We start from the raw sequence: 16,597 nt of genomic DNA on the forward strand, positions 1-16,597 counted from the left end.
TTGCGGGCCGACGCCATTGCTGATTGCGATGGGGCAGGGGATTTGTGCAGTTGGCGCATCCCTTCCTGACCTGAGTGACGAAGAAAGGCAGAGCGATGAAGCAGTTGGACGGGTTTCCCGATTGGCCTCAGGTCTGGTTCGCGGGTGCGCTGTTGCTGGCGTGGCTGCAACCGACCGTGTACCCCGTCGGCAGCTTTGGACCTGTTTGGGCGGACCTGATTGGCGGGCTTCTTGTGGGCGGCGGCATCATCCTCGCCGCACTTGCCATTTTTGAGATGCGACGCCACCGCACCACCGTTGTCCCCAACCGTCAGGCGTCGCGCCTGGTCACCTCCGGTATATTCAAGCGGTCCCGCAACCCGATCTATCTGGGGGACGTGCTGATCCTGACTGGCCTGATCCTGTACTGGGACGCGGTGCTGGCATTGCCCCTGATCCCGATCTTTGTCTGGGTGATCGAGACGCGGTTTATCCTGTCCGAGGAGCGAGGCTTGAGGCACCGTTTCCCGCGAGATTTCACCCGCTACGAGAAAGACACCCGCCGCTGGATCTGACCGCCGCCGCCCTCTTGGCATCGAGCCGCCGGGCTGACCGGGGCCTTGATCCGTCCCGCAGATCAAGAGACAGGCTTACGCTTTGATAAGGCGTATAAATTCCGAGCCCCGAATGTTTGCGTGCCAACTTATGTATCGTTGTCGCGCATCCGAGGTGACCTGAGCCCTCCCCGGGTGCGCGCAAGTTTGTTGCCGTATGAGTATATTTTGCGCAACAAACGAGAGGATGGCTTTAACTTTCCGTCAACCTGTGGTCTAGAAGCGCCAGATACATGTGTCAGGAGATAGGTCAGGTCTGTAGACCCTTCCCTGTATCGTGGTAATGTCATGGGCGGAACGACCGCTCTGCGGTCAAGAATTCCTGAATAAGGGGGAAGAGAAACGTGAAAATCGGGACACCAAAAGAGGTCGAGGCCGGCGAGAACCGGGTGGCGATGACGCCCGACTCGGCGCTGGCCTTGCAGAAGCTGGGTTATGAGTGCCTCATTGAATCCGGCGCAGGCGCAAAGGCGGAGTTCTCGGACGAGAAATACCGCGACGCGGGCGTGACAATCGTGAACAGCGCCGATGAACTGTGGGCCCAGTCCGACATCATCGCCAAGGTCCGCATTCCCACGCTGGACGAACTGGACTACCTCAGCGCGGACAAGACGCTGATTACATTCTTCAATCCCGGCGGGAACGAGGAAGGCCTGAACAAGGCCAAGGAAAAAGGCGCCAACGTCATCGCCATGGAAATGGTGCCGCGCATCAGCCGTGCGCAGAAGATGGACGCGTTGTCGTCGATGGCCAACATCGCGGGCTACCGTGGTGTCATCGAAGCAAGCAACAACTTTGGACGCTTCTTCACCGGCCAGATCACAGCAGCGGGCAAGGTGCCCCCGGCCAAGGTGCTGGTTGTCGGTGCGGGCGTTGCAGGGCTTGCGGCGATCGGAACGTCGACTTCGCTTGGCGCGATCACCTACGCTTTTGACGTGCGGCCCGAAGTGGCCGAGCAGGTCGAATCCATGGGCGCGGAATTCGTCTACCTCGACTTCGAAGAGGAACAGCAAGACGGCGCGGCGACCGGTGGCTATGCCTCTGTGTCCTCCCCTGAGTTCCGCGAAGCGCAGCTGGCCAAGTTCCGTGAACTGGCTCCGGAGGTGGACATCGTCATCACCACGGCGCTGATCCCCAACCGCGAAGCGCCCGAGCTGTGGACCGAGGACATGGTCAAGGCCATGAAGCCGGGATCGGTCATCGTCGACCTCGCAGCGGAGAAGGGCGGCAACTGCAAGCTGACCGTCAAGGACGAGAAGATTGTGACGGACAATGGCGTGACCATTGTCGGCTACACGGACTTCCCCTCCCGGATGGCGACGCAGGCCTCCACGCTGTATGCGACCAACATCCGTCACATGATGACCGACCTGACGCCCGAGAAGGACGGTCAGATCAACCATAACATGGACGATGATGTCATTCGCGGCGCAACCGTAACGCATCAGGGTGAAATCACCTTCCCACCGCCGCCGCCTAAAGTGGCAGCCATCGCGGCGCAGAAAAAAGAGAAGCCCAAGGAACTGACGCCCGAAGAAAAGCGCGCCAACGAGGTTGCCGCCTTCAAGGCGCAGACCAAGCAGCAGGTGACCTTGCTGGTCGTCGGTGCCGCCATCTTGCTGGCCATCGGCCTCGTGGCCCCGGCCTCGTTCATGCAGCACTTCATCGTCTTCGTTCTGTCCGTCTTCATCGGGTTCCAGGTCATCTGGAACGTGTCGCATTCGCTGCACACCCCGCTGATGGCTGTGACCAACGCGATTTCTTCGATCATCATTCTCGGTGCGCTGACGCAAATCGGATCGGGTGGCGGCTTCCTCGTGGTGCTGCTGGCTGCGATTTCCGTCTTCTTCGCCGGTATCAACATCTTCGGTGGCTTCCTCGTGACACGGCGCATGCTCGCCATGTTCCAGAAGTCGTAAGGGGGACATAGAACAATGGAATTCGGATTTACCACGGCGGCCTATGTGGTCGCGGCCGTGCTCTTCATCCTCTCGCTGGGCGGTCTGTCCGGTCAAGAGAGTGCAAAGCGCGCGGTCTGGTACGGTATCGTCGGCATGGCGCTGGCGGTCTTTGCAACCCTGATCGGACCCGGCTCTGGCCTGTGGGTCCTGTCGATCATCCTCATCGCCGCTGGCGGTGTGATTGGCTACCTGCTGGCCTCGCGGGTCGAGATGACCCAGATGCCGGAACTGGTCGCCGGCATGCACGCGCTGGTTGGTTTGGCGGCGGTCTTTGTCGGCTACAACGCTGAGCTGGTGATGAACAACATCCAGGCGCTGCACCAAGCAGGCGACGAAGCGGCCATCGCGGCGCTCAAGGGCTTCTCGGCCACTGTGGCGCACAAGTCTCCGGTTGAGCTGAACATCCTGAAGGTCGAGGTTTTCCTCGGTGTCTTCATCGGTGCGGTGACCTTCACCGGTTCTGTGGTGGCCTATGGCAAACTGGCGGGCAAGCTGACCTCGGTCGCGAAAAAGCTGCCGGGCGGTCACCTGCTGAACGCGACGGCCGCAATCCTGTCGGTGATCCTGCTGCTCGTTTACATGAGCACAGGCGGCGGTTGGACCCTGCTCGTGATGTCTTTGCTGGCGTTCTTCATCGGCTACCACCTGATCATGGGCATCGGCGGCGCCGACATGCCGGTCGTGGTTTCGATGCTGAACAGCTACTCTGGCTGGGCGGCTGCGGCGATTGGTTTCTCGCTGGGCAACGACCTGCTGATCGTGGTCGGTGCGCTTGTGGGCTCCTCCGGTGCGATCCTGTCCTACATCATGTGTAAGGCGATGAACCGCTCGTTCATCTCTGTGATCCTGGGCGGCTTCGGCGGCACATCCGGTCCGGCGATGGAAGTTGAAGGCGAGCAGATCGCCATCGACGCGGACGGTGTGGCGAATGCTCTGGACGAGGCCGACAGCGTTGTGATCGTGCCGGGTTACGGCATGGCCGTGGCGCAGGCGCAGCAGAACGTGGCCGAACTGACGCGCAAGCTGCGCGCCAAAGGCAAGAACGTGCGCTTTGCGATCCACCCGGTTGCGGGTCGTCTGCCAGGGCACATGAACGTGCTGCTGGCCGAAGCCAAAGTGCCCTACGACATCGTCATGGAGATGGACGAGATCAACGACGACTTCCCGGATACGGATGTTGTCATTGTCATCGGCTCCAACGACATCGTGAACCCGGCGGCACAGGACGATCCGAACTCTCCCATCGCGGGGATGCCGGTTCTGGAAGTCTGGAAAGCCAAGCAGGTCTTCGTGTCCAAGCGTGGACAGGGCACCGGCTATTCCGGTATCGAGAACCCGCTGTTCTTCAAGGAGAACACCCGCATGTACTACGGCGACGCGAAGGCGACCGTGGGCGAGTTGCTGACCAAGATCGACTAAACCGACCTTGGTCACATGACAGGGGGCCTCGCCGGACACGGCGGGGCCTTTTGCGTTTGGGGCTTAATGTTTTCCGGCGATGAACGTGGGGGTATCGCTCATATCTATGAGCTTCAGGCTGTCGGTTTCTTCGATTTGGTCAAACCGCGTCTCGGGGCGGTTCATCCATTCAAGCATCTCTTCCTCGGTCCGAAAGACGCCTGATTCCGCCTTTTCGCCGATCATGTTGAGCAGCGAACTATGGATGCGTGAGAGCCCATTATTGACGTCATCGCGGGCGCAGATCCCGATCTTTTGACCGTAGCGTCGTGCAGTTCGAACATGGACCTCCGGAGGTACGCAACAGAGAGGTATGAGTCGCAGAAGACGATGCAGGCGCTAAGGTGCGAAGCCTCACTTTCATCCAACTACAAATCGCAGGGGCTGAGGGAGCGCTTATTTCTTTTGTGATGCGCGCGGCATCGCATGGGTTGTCAGCTGACAATTTATCTGATTAATTTTGTCGGAAATAGGAGGCTGTGCCATGTCCCATCCCAAAACCGCAGCGGCGCATTGGACCGCCGAGTTCCCTCAGCTGCGCGCGCCGGACCCGCGTCTGGAGATTCTGCGTTACGAGTTGATGTACGCCGAAGAGGGGCATTCGCTGACACGGTTGCGGGCACAGCTGGAGAAGGCGCTGGACAGGCCGATTGAAATTGCGCTGCCCGGCGATGAGAGCCGGAGCTTTGACGAGCGCTGGATGATGGCGGTCTTCGATGCGTTGAAGACATTGGATCTGCGGTGGTATCAGTTTCTCTTGCGGTCGCGCATGGGGGCCGGAGATGCCGCACGGGTGCACTTTGCGTTGACGCAGGCGCAGGTCTGGCTGGAAGCGCGGCTCTGAAATTTGTATCCGGTCGATGCTGGGCCTTGGCAGCGATGTGCTTCGACACTCAGGAAAGATCAACCCCCCTTCACCACGTGATATTTGCATCTGCAAAGTTCAAGTTTGCATATTTTCTGCATGTGCATTCGCGCAATATACTTGCGAGGCGTTCAACCATCGGGCACAAACGAGCAAATATTTTCGACAGGATAGGGGGAACCCATGACACTTACTTTTGACCGTGACGTGCTGGTCGATACTTTCGGTGCGACCGAAGGTGCGGCCCTGCGCGTGAAGCAAGCTGCGCTGGTCGTGCTTGGGATTGCGATGCTTGTCGTGTTGGCCAAGATCAAAGTTCCGGTGCCCGGCTCGCCCGTTGCGATGAACATGGGCACGTTTGCCGTGCTGACCATTGGCGCCGCCTACGGCCCGCGCCTCGGTCTGACGACAATCATGGGCTACATGATCCTCGGCATGATCGGGTTCGACATTTTCCAAAGCTCGACCGCTGATCTCAACGGCATCGACTACATGATGGGCAGCACCGGCGGCTATCTGGTTGGATACGTGATCGCCGTTGCCGCAATGGGCGTTTTGGCCCGTGCCGGCTGGGATCGCTCGGCTCCCAAAATGGGTTTCGCAATGCTGCTGGGCAACGCGATCCTGTATGTGCCGGGCCTGATCTGGCTGGGTATGCTGTACGGTTGGGACAAGCCCATCCTTGAGTGGGGCCTGACACCGTTTCTGATTGGTGATGCAGTCAAGCTGGCGCTGGCCGCCCTGATCCTGCCTGCGGCATGGAAGCTGGTCGGCCGCGCACGCGGCTGAGCCAGGAGACGGGTTGAGTTCAGCCCTACGGTTTCAAGAAAAGGCCGGACCCAGGTGGTCCGGCCTTTTTGCTGTTTTACTCGGGGCGGCCAGTGCGGTCATGTGGTGTGCTCGCATGGATTGTACCGATTAGCAGGCTTTCGCTTTCACCTCAGTGGGACACCCGATTGATTGGTTGCAGCAGCGCATATCCTGACGGGCTGTCCCGCGTGAGTGATCCCGGTGCGCAGGGCGATGACTGGCCTCATCACAGGACGCTGCATGGACATTGAGCTGTGTGGGGTGGCCAGACGCATGTGTGGCCACCGGTGAGCGCCTTGAGAATGTCGCATGAGGCAAGGATGCGTGTCGGGATATGGCGACGATCGGCCAGCGTGCTTCAAGTTCTCCCTGCACGTCGCGGTTGTCAGGGCCTCAGGTCATTTCCGTGTCAATCTGTGCGCCGGTTTCCAACGTGCGGTGGACCGGGCAGCGGTCTGCGATTTCCATCAGGCGGGCGCGCTCCTCCTGCGTGAGATCGCCACTGAGGGTGATATGCCGGGTGAATCGATCAATGCGGCTCTCGCTGCCGCTGGCGTCCTGTGCGTGGACCTTGTCGTGGGTGACATCGACGGAGACGCTCTCAAGCGGCCAGCCTTTGCGCCTCGCGTACATGCGGATGGTCATCGAGGTGCATGCCCCGAGCCCCGCTGCCACAAAGCCATAGGGCGACATGCCACGGTTGGTGCCGCCGTAGGCCTCTGGTTCGTCAGCAAGGGCGTGATGGTGCGGACCTGACATCACGTCCTGAAGGAAGCCGTGGGGATCTGCCTCGGTCACGCGGGTGACGTCCTCCGGCGCACCCGGGGGCGGGGCGGGCGGCGTGAGGTTGATGTACCGTCGCGCCCAGGCCGCGATGACCCCAGCGGCGTATTCGGCATCTTCGGGACGGCTGACGAGGTGGTCGGCGTCATCCAGCGTGACAAAGCTTTTGGGGTGTTTGGCAGCCATGAAGATTTGCGTGGCGTTGGACACACCCACGACCGTGTCGCCGGGGGCATGCATCACCAGCAGCGCACGGTCGAGATTGGCCAGCGTCATGCCGAGGTCGTGCTGCGCCAGATCGTCGACAAAGGCCTGCCCGATGGTGAAGGGACGCCCGCCGAGATCCACCTGCGCCTCTCCTGAGGCGGCGATCAGCGGCAATGCGTCTGAGAAGGTGTGGGTGACATGGTCGGGGTCAAACGGGCTGCCAATCGTGACCACGGCCTTGGCGGCCGCGATTCGCCCGGCGGCGCGCAAAACAGCAGCGCCGCCCAAAGAATGACCAATCAGTAACGAGGGGGCCATATCGCGCCCGTCGAGGTATTTGGCAGCCTGCACGATATCGTCGACGTTCGAGCGGAGCGTGGTGTTGGCGAACTCGCCCTGACTGTGGCCCAGCCCGGTGAAGTCGAAGCGCAGCACGGCGATCCCCATGGCGGCGAGCCGCTGGGCAATACGGCGGGCTGCGTGGATGTCCTTGCCGCAGGTGAAGCAATGGGCGAAAAGCGCCGTGGCCAGATGCGGCCCGCGTGGCATATCCAGTCGAGCGGCCAGCGCATGACCCGCGTGGCCGGGAAAGGTGATGCGTTCGCTGGGCATGGTGTGTCCTTGATGTGTCTTGTCAAACAATGGTCGCGGCGGTTGGCCTGTGCAAGTCAATGGGCTTGCGCGTCACGGGAAGGTGAGAATGATGCAGGTGGTGCTTAAGGCGGTAGCGGTCTTGGCTTGGCTGGCTGTGGTCGCCAGTTACGGAGCGCGCATTCATCCCGTCGGGGACAGCCTTGCAGTTTTCCGGGTTGGGCTGCTTGTCGTGGCGGCTTTGGCGGTGATCTGGACGGATTGGTCGCGGTGGTTGCGCTGGCCTCTGGTCTTGGTCGCGCTGGGGGTGTTGGGCTGGCATGTGTGGATGCGCCTGCCGTCGCAAAGGTTGGAGCCGGGGCAGTTTCTGCTCTATCAGCAGAACCTGCTGTATAATCGGACCGAGGACGCTGCATTTCTGGCACAGATTTCAGAGCTGGAACCTGACTTCATCACCTTGCAGGAGGTCTCGAAACGCAATGAAGCCATTACGGATGCGTTGCGCGCGACCTATCCAACGCAGCAGCTTTGCCGAGCCCAATCGCAAAGTACCGAGGCGGTCCTGTCACGGTTTCCCTCGGTGCCGGGAACGGCGTTCTGCTCGACGCCGGATGGTTTGGCGGGGGTGCAGATCAAGACACCAAGCGGGCCGGTCTGGCTCATTTCTTTGCATGTCGCCTGGCCTTGGCCCTATCGCCAGCCAGATCAGGTGGACAGGCTGATGGATGAGCTTCTTGCGCTGGAGGGGCCGGTCATTTTGGCGGGTGACTTCAACTCCGTGGCATGGTCATGGACGGTGAAACGGGTGGCACGGGCCTCTGGGACCCAACGTGTGGGCAAGCATCTGCATACGTTCGGGGATATGCCGGTGCCGATGCACCTTGGGATTGACCATGTTCTGACGACGAGCGGTCTGGGCAGCGTAGAACAGATGCCGACCCTCGGATCAGATCACAACGGTGTTTTGGCGCGGCTTGGCGGGTTTTGACCTTTCTGAATGCGATGTCTTCGGGAAATGAGGCTTTCGGTGATGATCTGAACCGCCGAAAGTCGATCTGATTGGCGGATTTCGGCGGCCTGAATAGCGCAAAGGTGATCCTGCGCTGAATGTCGATTGGCGAGCATCTGTCGGTCGAAGCCTTTGTCCTGTCTGTCCAGAATGCGACGCTTCACCGAAATTTCGATCTTGGCGGAAAGTGCGTGGCCCTCGGTTTGCGGGCTGCGAGCCAACGGAAAGTGCTGGCTGGCCGCTTGTTTCTGGTGCCGGCGGGTTGGTTTGATGTGGTCGTTTAGCAGAGTGCGCAAGGGGCACATCACGCGTTTGTCCGTATCGATATGTACGGATGTGTCCGTATCAAGATGTACGGGCCCCGATCCGCGCAGGTCAATGGCGTGCCAGCCTTGTCCGAGGGTGGCGGCTTGAACCCGGGGGAGGTTTGCATAGGTGCGCCCAACGTATTGCGTCTGCAAGAGGGGGCCAGACCTTCTACCCTCTATGAGGCGGATCACCCGATGCGGCGATCCCCTGCGGTTGCGTTTTTTCGCGAATCCAAGCTAGTCTCGGGAACGGGATAGATTCCCGGGGGGATGTAACGAATGAAGAGCGAACTGACGGTTCGCCTGGCTGCGCGGCTGTCTGTCCTGCGCGCGGCCCGTGGTTGGACTTTGGATCAACTGGCTGCGGCCAGTGGCGTGTCTCGTGCCGCTCTGTCACGGCTTGAGAATGCCGAGGTCAGCCCTTCGGCAGATGTGCTGAACCGCCTTGCGGCAGCGCATGAGATGACCTTGTCGCGTCTGATGTCGATGATGGAGGACGGATTCGCTGCCCAGATCCGACGTGATGATCAGGCGTTATGGCGCGATGGTGAAACCGGTCTTTCGCGGCGGATTGTTTCTCCGGCGTCGGCCGCGTTGTCGGGCGAAGTTGTCGAGTGCAAGATCACCCCAGGCACGCATTGGGTACAGGAAGCGCCGGAAGTGGCCGGACAGGAGCATCATCTGTTGATGTTGACGGGGTACCTGCATGCCGTCGTCGACAACGAAGCGCATTACCTCGCTCCGGGTGATGCGCTGCGGTACAAAGGGCACGGCGAAATCCGCTTTGTCACGGCAAAAGGGCAGGGGGCGAAGTTCATGCTGTGCAAGATCAGCGTTTAGGTGCGGACAATGCAATCTGCGCGGCAGCCTAGGGCGACGCAGCCCCGTACCGCGGGGGACATAGGAGTGGTCGGCTAAGCGGGATCTTTCACGCTATGCCAACGGCGCTTCGACGTCCGGTTTGGAGCCGTATAAACCAAAGGGTCGTTGCGTGGTGGCCTCAAGAACGGTGCGCTCTGACGGCTTCGGGCACTGCTATGAACAGCAAAGACAGAGCGGCGATGATGAACAGCCAGCTTCCTACGATTTGAAACAACAGCGCCCCGCAAAAGCCCCCGAAAGCAAAACAGGCCAGTGTCAGACTGTGTAGGCGGAGCTTTGGCGTGGCTTCTTGTCGTGACGCTTCCCCTCCGAGCAGTGCCGCAAACTCTATGCCAATATCGGTCGCCATTCCCGACACATGGGTCGTTCGAACGCGCGCCCGCGAAATCATCGTCGTCGCAGCGTTTTGAAGACCCATCACAAAACTGAGGACAATGACCAGAAATGTCTCGTGCTCTGTGGCGGATGTCATGGCAAGCTCGGTGCCGACCAGTAAAAGAACGACGGCCTCGGCTGAAATCACCAGCGCGTAGATTGACCGGAGTTGCCGGCGTTCACCAGCTTGAATAGCCAGGGCCGCCATGGCTGCACCGCAGATAAAGGCCGCCACCAACCCCAAAAAGGAAAATGCGATTGTGAGCGCGCCATTCGCGATGTGGTCGGCGAAGGCCGAGATGTTTCCCGTCATGTTTGCCGTGAAGGTTCCGGCGATAAGAAATCCGACAGCGTTCAGCGCACCCGCGATTGAAGAGAGCAGGCCCGCCAGAACCAGATCAATATTCGAGGTGCGGGCATCGCCAACTTTGATAAGCATCAGACTTCCAGATGATTGTATCTCTTGGGCTGGCAGCGTTTCCACGACCGGCCGTGCGGCCTACGCAATCCTTTGCGGCTTAGGGCACATCACCACAAGGATCATCGACCATTTCGGGAAGGCATTCACCGCAATCATGGCCACCTTCTAAGACCTTAAGTTCCGGAAACCACCGGGGCCACCCGGAAATGGCGCATGCCCCAGTTTTTCAGAGCCGACGACACAGCGGCACCGTGCGAGACAGCGACAATGAGCAAGCGGCGCTGCCCCTCTAAAGACCCCGGATTACCTTCGATAGCTGCCTAGATGGAGACGTTTGGGATCAATGAGGCCAAACACGATTTGTGGGCACCCCAGATATATCTAGAGCCCGAAGATCTGAAGATTAGTCCTGCTTGCTTTGCGGCGGTGGAGCTTCGGGTGTACCTTTATGCGGCGACAGCGCCCTCTTCCCACGTTTGGTCAGCAATTGGGGATGTTCACAGCAAGCCCTCCGAGAGAGGTTTCCTTGTACTTTTCATGCATGTCCTGTCCGGTCTGGCGCATGGTTTCGATGGCGGAGTCGAGCGGCACAAAGTGGGTGCCGTCGCCCCTGATCGCCAAAGACGCAGCAGAGACGGCCTTGATCGCGCCCAGACCGTTGCGTTCGATACAAGGCACCTGCACCAGCCCCTTGACCGGATCACAGGTCATGCCGAGGTGGTGTTCCAGCGCGATCTCAGCCGCGTTTTCCACCTGTTGCGGGGTCGCGCCCATGACGGCGGAAAGACCTGCCGCGGCCATGGCCGCGGCGCTTCCGACCTCCGCCTGGCATCCTGCTTCTGCGCCAGAAATCGATGCGTTGTATTTCACCAGGCCACCGATGGCGGCTGCCGTCAGCAGAAATTCGGGAATGCGGGAGCGTGTCGCGCCGGGCACATGGTCCAGCCAGTAGCGGATCACAGCAGGCACCACGCCCGCCGCGCCATTGGTCGGGGCGGTGACGACCTGCCCACCGGCGGCGTTCTCCTCATTCACCGCCATGGCGTAGACGCTCATCCAGTCGTTGCACACGTGGGGCACGGCCATGTTGGTGCCGCGCTCTGCCAACAGCTGTTCATGGATGTTGCGCGCGCGCCGCTTGACGCTCAGGCCACCGGGCAGGATGCCCTGACCTTCAAGGCCCCGGTCGATGCAATCCTCCATCACCTGCCAGATGCGCGCGATTCCATCGTCAAGACGTGCGCTGCTGCCACGGGAAATTTCATTGGCGCGCTTCATCTCGGCTATGCTTTTGCCTGAGCTTTGCGCCATCTCCAGCATCTCGTTGGCCGATTTGAACGGATAGGGCACGGGCGCGCCGTCGTCTGTGTCCTTACCAGCGGCCAGCTCGTCCGCGGTCAACACGAAGCCACCACCGACGGAGTAATACGTTTCCTGCAAGATCACGTCGCCTTGGGCATCGAGGGCTTCGAGCACCATGCCATTGGCATGACCGGGCAGGGCCGGACCGAAATCAAAGCGCAGACCATTCTCCGGATCGAAGGCCAGCGGCGACAAGCCACCCGGCGTCAGTTGGCCGGTCTCGCGGATTTTGGCCAATGTCTCCTCTGCCTTGTCGTTGTCGTAGGCTTCTGGCGTGAAGCCCGCCAACCCAAGCACCGTCGCGCGGTCGGTTGCATGGCCCACACCGGTGAAGGCCAGCGAGCCATAAAGCGACGCGCGCACGCCGTGGGCGGCGAAGGGCAGGGCGCGCAGCTTGTCGAGAAACCGCGCCCCGGCGACCATCGGGCCCATTGTGTGGGACGACGATGGGCCGATGCCCACCTTGAACATGTCGAAGACGGAGAGAAACATCAGGAGGCACTTCCTTCTGGAGGCTGGGCAGAGTGTTTGGGGCCAGCGCACGCCGACGGCCTGAAACGGAGCCGCCGGTCAGCGATCCGTTTTGTCATAGGGGCGGTGTCAGGCGCGCGGGGCAAAACATAGGTCATGGGCACATCATGCCTGACTTGCAGCATAACCCGCATACAAAAACGCCGCGCGCGCTCTGAAAAGCGGCTTGGCGTCGCGTGGCGCAAGAACACGCGAGCGTGAAGTGAATAATTGAAATTTCTCGAAACTTCATGCGCGTGTCTTTCGTGGCTCTAGGCAACCGTGAGGCCAAAGTGGTTCGCGGCACTGAATAATCTGACCTGGAGGAACACCCTATGAAAACCCTGACACTGAGCATCATCGCAGCCGCCCTGACCGCAACCGGCGCAATGGCCGAAAGCCATTCCGAGACCGGTAACCCGATGGTGGGCGGCGCGGCCATGTTCGCTGACAAGACCATCGTCGAAAATGCCGTGAACTCCCCGATCCACACCACTCTGGTTGCTGCTGTGCAGCAGGCGGGCTTGGTGGATACGCTGAATTCCGAAGGTCCGTTTACCGTGTTCGCGCCGACTGACAAAGCGTTTGGCATGATCTCCGAAGAAAGCCTCGGCGCGCTGATGATGGACGAAAACAAGGACCAATTGGCGAAAATCCTGACCTGCCACGTGGTGCCTGCCAATGCGATGTCCGACGCAATTGCCGGCATGATTGCGGATGATGGCGGCATGCACCCGGTTCCGACCGTTGGCGGCTGCACCCTGCAGGCGAAGATGGACGGGGACATGATCACGCTGACCGACGAAAACGGCCGCGAAGCGACCGTGACCGTGGCCGACGTTCAGCAATCAAATGGTGTGATCCACGTCATCGACCGCGTTCTGCTGCCCAAGCAATAAGGCCCTCAAAGGCCGGGGGGCAGTACCCCGGTCATCTTCGTCCTCCCGCAAGCGCTTTGGCGTGTTTGCGGGAGGACGTTGGTGCCTTCGACATGACGTGCAAGGCTGTGCTGGGTCGACACGTGGAATACGCTCACGGGGACGTGGCTTGCCTGATTGGCATTCCGCTCCCACCTTGGAACAAACTCTGGAGGAGCCACATGAACAGACGTATTTTCCTGGGGACTGGCGCGGCCTCTGTGCTGGCTGCCGCCCTGACCACCCGCCCCCAAGCCGCTGGCGGTTTCGAGGTGACGCGCGCCGAACAGGAATGGCGCGCCATGTTGAACGACCTTGAATACAAGGTCATGCGCAAAGAAGGCACAGAGCGAGCTTTCACCTCGCCGCTCAATGACGAAAAGCGTGACGGCACGTTCCTGTGCAAGGGCTGTGATCTGCCGTTGTACCCATCCGAGACGAAATACGAGAGCGGCACCGGCTGGCCGTCATTCTGGAAGCCATTGGACAATGCAGTGGAGACGAAAGCCGATCGCAAATTCTTCATGGTCCGCACAGAGGTGCATTGCCGCCGCTGCGGATCCCACCTGGGGCATATTTTTGACGATGGGCCGGAGCCGACGGGCGAACGACACTGCCTGAACGGCGTATCCTTGACGTTCAAGCCGGCCTGACGCGACGCCACGGGCCCGGCGCGATCGCGAGGCCCGTGGTCTACGGCACTTCTGTGAGTGGTGGGAGATGTTCGGACAATACCCGAAACGACCTGATCCAAGGCTAGGATATGCTGAACCGCCTGTCTACAATTTTTTCAACCATAGGTGGTGGTGCGCCGCGCGCTTCCCAAGTGGTTCACAGCTCTCCTTGTCGTTCCATATGGCAAACGGCCCGCCCCTTACGCAGGAGCGGGCCGTTTTTCAGATTGAAGATCGGCAAAGCCAGACCTGACCATCTTGGCCCGCGCCCTATTTGAAAGAGCGCGAATCCTTGATCTGGTCCCATGCCCAGACGACTTCTTGCAGCTGATCTTCCTGGCTGCGATCCCCACCATTGATGTCGGGGTGCAGCACCTTGATCAACTTCTTGTAAGCCTTGCGAATCTCGGCCTTGGTCATGTTGTCCTTGGCATCGAGAATCTCCAGCGCCTTACGCTCGGTCGGAGGCAGTTTGCGGGTGCCACCGGCCTTGGCGCGGCCAGGGTTGCGCGTTGCATTGTCACCGAGAACCTGATGCGGGTCCTCGATTCCCAGCCGCGCCCAAGCCTTTGCCTCCGGGTCGCGCCAGTCTTTTGTCTTTCTTTCCCAGACCTTGTCGGAGGATTCCTGGGCGTTCATTTCAGCTTCGGTCTTGCCATCAAAGAAGGACCACTTGGCGTTGTATTCGCGGACGTGGTCCTTGCAGAACCAATAGAAATCATCCAACACATCGGGGGCCTTGGGGGCCCGGAACTTGCCCGGCTGGTCGCAGCCCTCGTGTTCGCACACGCGCTGCGAGGTTTCGGACTCGCCGGTCATGCCACGCCGCCCGCGCGGGTTCTTTTTCTTGGCGGACTTGATCGACATATCGAAACCGAAGGGATCGGATCTGCTCATTTCAACCTCTCTCGACTCGGACGCTGGACTTTAGACAATTCGGGCCGCGATTACAGGTCTTGACGACAAAAAAAATGCCGCGCGCGCAACATCGTGAGAAGGGATGGCAAGCCTCCGCCTGACGGTTGGGGATAGGCAGTCATCTCGGAGCTGGCACGCGCCAAAAGTGTGACCGTCAGGGCTGCGCGCGAAGGCCGATCCGAGGTGGATTGGCGTGTTTACGGTTTCTGCGCAGGCGTGGGTGAGGATTGCCTACGGTCTTTGTGGTCCTGTCCATCGGGAGGAGGGGCCCAGACTGTGGTCGCCGTGAGCGTCCCTGTTGAATCGGCGCGGCGGTTGCCGCTGAGCGTGCCGTGAACAGGGGTATGGATGCCGACGGCAAGAAAAAACGGGGCCTCGTGGAGACCCCGTTCAAAATACTGTTTCAGGCGGAGTCCGTTATGCTTGAGCGAGCTTCGCCGCGACAAGCTCGTTTACGGCCTTGGGGTTGGCCTTGCCGCCCGTGGCTTTCATGACCTGCCCAACGAACCAGCCTGCCAGTTTGGGGTTCTGTTTGGCTTTTTCGACCTGCGCCGGGTTGGCGGCGATGATCTCGTCCACCGCGGCTTCGATTGCGCCGGTGTCGGTGACCTGTTTCATGCCACGTTCTTCGACGATGACTTCCGGGTCGCCGCCTTCGGTGTAGACAATTTCAAACAAATCCTTGGCAATCTTGCCGGAGATGGCGTCCGATTTGATCAGCTTGATAACACCGGCGAGCTGCATGGGGCTGACCGGGCTGTCCTTGATGTCCTTGTCGTCCTTTTTCAGGCGGCCAAAGAGCTCATTGATGACCCAGTTCGCGGACAGCTTGCCGTCGCCTGCCTCCGTTACGACCTGCTCGAAATAGCCGGCGTTCACCACTTCGGCGGTCAGCACGTTGGCATCGTATTCCGACAGGCCAAAGTCCTTGATGAAGCGCGCTTTCTTCTCGTCGGGGAGTTCCGGCAGAGACGCTTCGATGTCATCGACCCAGCCTTGCTCTATCTCCAGCGGCAGCAGATCGGGGCAGGGGAAGTAGCGGTAATCATGCGCTTCTTCCTTGGACCGCATGGAGCGCGTTTCGTTCTTGTCCGGGTCGTACAGACGGGTTTCCTGATCAATCGTGCCGCCGGCCTCGATGATGGCAATCTGCCGCTTGGCCTCCACGTCGATCGCCATCTGGATAAAGCGCATGGAGTTCATGTTCTTGATCTCGCAGCGCGTGCCGAGATGCGAGAAGTCCTGCGTTTCCTGATACTTCTCGTATTGGCCGGGGCGGCAGATGGACACGTTCACATCTGCGCGCAGATTACCATTCTGCATGTTGCCATCACAGGTGCCCAGATAGCGCAGGATCTGCCGCAGCTTGGCAATGTAGGCGGCGGCTTCCTCCGGACCACGGATGTCGGGGCGGGAGACGATCTCCATCAGCGCGACACCGGTACGGTTGAGATCGACGAAGGACATGTTCGGGTCCATATCGTGGATCGATTTGCCTGCATCCTGTTCGACGTGAATGCGTTCAACGCGCACCAGACGCGCGATTCCCGGCTCCATATCCACCAGAATTTCGCCTTCGCCCACCAGTGGGTGATAAAGTTGAGAGATTTGATAGCCCTGAGGCAGGTCGGGGTAGAAGTAGTTCTTACGGTCAAACGCCGACTTCAAATTGATCTCGGCCTTCAGACCCAGACCCGTGCGTACCGCTTGTTCGATGCAGTATTCGTTGATGACCGGCAACATCCCCGGCATGGCGGCGTCGACGAAAGACACGTTGGAGTTCGGCTCGGCACCGAATTTTGTCGATGCGCCGGAAAACAGCTTGGCCTCGGTGGCGATCTGGGCGTGGACCTCCATACCGATCACCAGTTCCCAGTCGTGCTTCGCGCCCGCGATCACCTTGGGCTTGGGGGTCTCATAGGTCAGGTCCAGCATGGCACGTCCTCTCGGGCT

Annotated in this window: 15 protein-coding genes; 9 read left to right on the top strand and 6 right to left on the bottom strand. The window is 60.2% G+C overall.

Annotated elements, in window-relative coordinates:
• Nucleotides 1-95: 95 nt before the first annotated feature.
• The 3 genes from J4E08_RS11115 (at nucleotide 96) to J4E08_RS11125 (ending at nucleotide 3,973) form a co-directional block, all read left to right on the top strand.
• On the top strand, nucleotides 96-554 hold the full coding sequence (locus tag J4E08_RS11115; protein ID WP_349538556.1) for a methyltransferase family protein: 459 nt from the start codon (nucleotides 96-98) through the stop codon (nucleotides 552-554).
• 383 nt (nucleotides 555-937) lie between these two features.
• Nucleotides 938-2,512, top strand: a complete 1,575-nt coding sequence (locus J4E08_RS11120; protein WP_183967180.1) for a Re/Si-specific NAD(P)(+) transhydrogenase subunit alpha — start codon at nucleotides 938-940, stop codon at nucleotides 2,510-2,512.
• Nucleotides 2,513-2,527: 15 nt separating this feature from the next.
• The gene (locus tag J4E08_RS11125; protein ID WP_349538557.1) at nucleotides 2,528-3,973 is read left to right on the top strand and encodes an NAD(P)(+) transhydrogenase (Re/Si-specific) subunit beta; all 1,446 of its coding nucleotides are present in this window, start codon (nucleotides 2,528-2,530) and stop codon (nucleotides 3,971-3,973) included.
• Between the two features lie 63 nt (nucleotides 3,974-4,036).
• Here J4E08_RS11125 and J4E08_RS11130 read toward each other — a convergent pair whose 3' ends face one another.
• Complete coding sequence (locus tag J4E08_RS11130; protein ID WP_349538558.1) at nucleotides 4,037-4,198, bottom strand: hypothetical protein; 162 nt, start codon at nucleotides 4,196-4,198, stop codon at nucleotides 4,037-4,039.
• A gap of 298 nt (nucleotides 4,199-4,496) precedes the next feature.
• Between J4E08_RS11130 and J4E08_RS11135 the strand changes: the two genes are divergently transcribed.
• Nucleotides 4,497-4,856, top strand: a complete 360-nt coding sequence (locus tag J4E08_RS11135; RefSeq protein ID WP_349538559.1) for a hypothetical protein — start codon at nucleotides 4,497-4,499, stop codon at nucleotides 4,854-4,856.
• Between the two features lie 204 nt (nucleotides 4,857-5,060).
• Nucleotides 5,061-5,666 carry a biotin transporter BioY gene (locus J4E08_RS11140; protein ID WP_183967183.1) on the top strand — a complete coding sequence of 202 codons (606 nt, stop codon included), beginning with the start codon at nucleotides 5,061-5,063 and terminating at the stop codon, nucleotides 5,664-5,666.
• A gap of 414 nt (nucleotides 5,667-6,080) precedes the next feature.
• Here J4E08_RS11140 and J4E08_RS11145 read toward each other — a convergent pair whose 3' ends face one another.
• Nucleotides 6,081-7,289: a bifunctional alpha/beta hydrolase/OsmC family protein gene (locus J4E08_RS11145; RefSeq protein WP_349538560.1), complete on the bottom strand. Its 1,209-nt coding sequence runs from the start codon at nucleotides 7,287-7,289 to the stop codon at nucleotides 6,081-6,083.
• A gap of 91 nt (nucleotides 7,290-7,380) precedes the next feature.
• Between J4E08_RS11145 and J4E08_RS11150 the strand changes: the two genes are divergently transcribed.
• Together J4E08_RS11150 and J4E08_RS11155 are read left to right on the top strand one after the other, a co-directional pair.
• The gene (locus J4E08_RS11150) at nucleotides 7,381-8,256 is read left to right on the top strand and encodes an endonuclease/exonuclease/phosphatase family protein (RefSeq protein WP_349538561.1); all 876 of its coding nucleotides are present in this window, start codon (nucleotides 7,381-7,383) and stop codon (nucleotides 8,254-8,256) included.
• Between the two features lie 608 nt (nucleotides 8,257-8,864).
• Nucleotides 8,865-9,425, top strand: a complete 561-nt coding sequence (locus J4E08_RS11155) for an XRE family transcriptional regulator (protein ID WP_183967187.1) — start codon at nucleotides 8,865-8,867, stop codon at nucleotides 9,423-9,425.
• Between the two features lie 160 nt (nucleotides 9,426-9,585).
• Here the strand turns inward: J4E08_RS11155 and J4E08_RS11160 are convergent, their stop codons facing one another.
• Nucleotides 9,586-10,326, bottom strand: a complete 741-nt coding sequence (locus J4E08_RS11160; RefSeq protein ID WP_349538562.1) for a YoaK family protein — start codon at nucleotides 10,324-10,326, stop codon at nucleotides 9,586-9,588.
• 417 nt (nucleotides 10,327-10,743) lie between these two features.
• A complete protein-coding gene (locus J4E08_RS11165; RefSeq protein WP_183967191.1) occupies nucleotides 10,744-12,117 on the bottom strand; it encodes an L-serine ammonia-lyase in 1,374 nt (457 codons plus the stop codon).
• 353 nt (nucleotides 12,118-12,470) lie between these two features.
• Here J4E08_RS11165 and J4E08_RS11170 point away from each other — a divergent pair, with 353 nt between their 5' ends.
• Both J4E08_RS11170 and msrB read left to right on the top strand, forming a co-directional pair.
• On the top strand, nucleotides 12,471-13,034 hold the full coding sequence (locus J4E08_RS11170) for a fasciclin domain-containing protein (protein WP_349538563.1): 564 nt from the start codon (nucleotides 12,471-12,473) through the stop codon (nucleotides 13,032-13,034).
• 200 nt (nucleotides 13,035-13,234) lie between these two features.
• Nucleotides 13,235-13,705, top strand: coding sequence for a peptide-methionine (R)-S-oxide reductase MsrB (gene msrB / locus J4E08_RS11175; RefSeq protein ID WP_349538564.1), 471 nt, complete (start codon nucleotides 13,235-13,237; stop codon nucleotides 13,703-13,705).
• A gap of 291 nt (nucleotides 13,706-13,996) precedes the next feature.
• Here the strand turns inward: msrB and J4E08_RS11180 are convergent, their stop codons facing one another.
• Both J4E08_RS11180 and gatB read right to left on the bottom strand, forming a co-directional pair.
• On the bottom strand, nucleotides 13,997-14,623 hold the full coding sequence (locus J4E08_RS11180) for a J domain-containing protein (protein WP_183967197.1): 627 nt from the start codon (nucleotides 14,621-14,623) through the stop codon (nucleotides 13,997-13,999).
• Nucleotides 14,624-15,061: 438 nt separating this feature from the next.
• Nucleotides 15,062-16,579: an Asp-tRNA(Asn)/Glu-tRNA(Gln) amidotransferase subunit GatB gene (gene gatB / locus J4E08_RS11185; protein WP_349538565.1), complete on the bottom strand. Its 1,518-nt coding sequence runs from the start codon at nucleotides 16,577-16,579 to the stop codon at nucleotides 15,062-15,064.
• Between the last annotated feature and the right edge of the window lie 18 nt (nucleotides 16,580-16,597).

Source organism: Sagittula sp. NFXS13 (genome assembly GCF_040148795.1).
Taxonomy (GTDB): Bacteria; Pseudomonadota; Alphaproteobacteria; order Rhodobacterales; family Rhodobacteraceae; genus Sagittula; species Sagittula marina.

Excerpts from the sequence above, each read along its gene's own strand:
- J4E08_RS11155 (WP_183967187.1), top strand. The coding sequence starts at position 8,865 with ATGAAGAGCGAACTGACGGTTCGCCTGGCTGCGCGGCTGTCTGTCCTG.
- J4E08_RS11140 (WP_183967183.1), top strand. The coding sequence starts at position 5,061 with ATGACACTTACTTTTGACCGTGACGTGCTGGTCGATACTTTCGGTGCG.
- J4E08_RS11130 (WP_349538558.1), bottom strand. The coding sequence starts at position 4,198 with ATGATCGGCGAAAAGGCGGAATCAGGCGTCTTTCGGACCGAGGAAGAG.
- gatB (WP_349538565.1), bottom strand. The coding sequence starts at position 16,579 with ATGCTGGACCTGACCTATGAGACCCCCAAGCCCAAGGTGATCGCGGGC.
- J4E08_RS11180 (WP_183967197.1), bottom strand. The coding sequence starts at position 14,623 with ATGAGCAGATCCGATCCCTTCGGTTTCGATATGTCGATCAAGTCCGCC.
- J4E08_RS11165 (WP_183967191.1), bottom strand. The coding sequence starts at position 12,117 with ATGTTTCTCTCCGTCTTCGACATGTTCAAGGTGGGCATCGGCCCATCG.
- J4E08_RS11170 (WP_349538563.1), top strand. The coding sequence starts at position 12,471 with ATGAAAACCCTGACACTGAGCATCATCGCAGCCGCCCTGACCGCAACC.
- J4E08_RS11135 (WP_349538559.1), top strand. The coding sequence starts at position 4,497 with ATGTCCCATCCCAAAACCGCAGCGGCGCATTGGACCGCCGAGTTCCCT.
- J4E08_RS11150 (WP_349538561.1), top strand. The coding sequence starts at position 7,381 with ATGCAGGTGGTGCTTAAGGCGGTAGCGGTCTTGGCTTGGCTGGCTGTG.
- J4E08_RS11115 (WP_349538556.1), top strand. The coding sequence starts at position 96 with ATGAAGCAGTTGGACGGGTTTCCCGATTGGCCTCAGGTCTGGTTCGCG.
- msrB (WP_349538564.1), top strand. The coding sequence starts at position 13,235 with ATGAACAGACGTATTTTCCTGGGGACTGGCGCGGCCTCTGTGCTGGCT.
- J4E08_RS11145 (WP_349538560.1), bottom strand. The coding sequence starts at position 7,289 with ATGCCCAGCGAACGCATCACCTTTCCCGGCCACGCGGGTCATGCGCTG.
- J4E08_RS11125 (WP_349538557.1), top strand. The coding sequence starts at position 2,528 with ATGGAATTCGGATTTACCACGGCGGCCTATGTGGTCGCGGCCGTGCTC.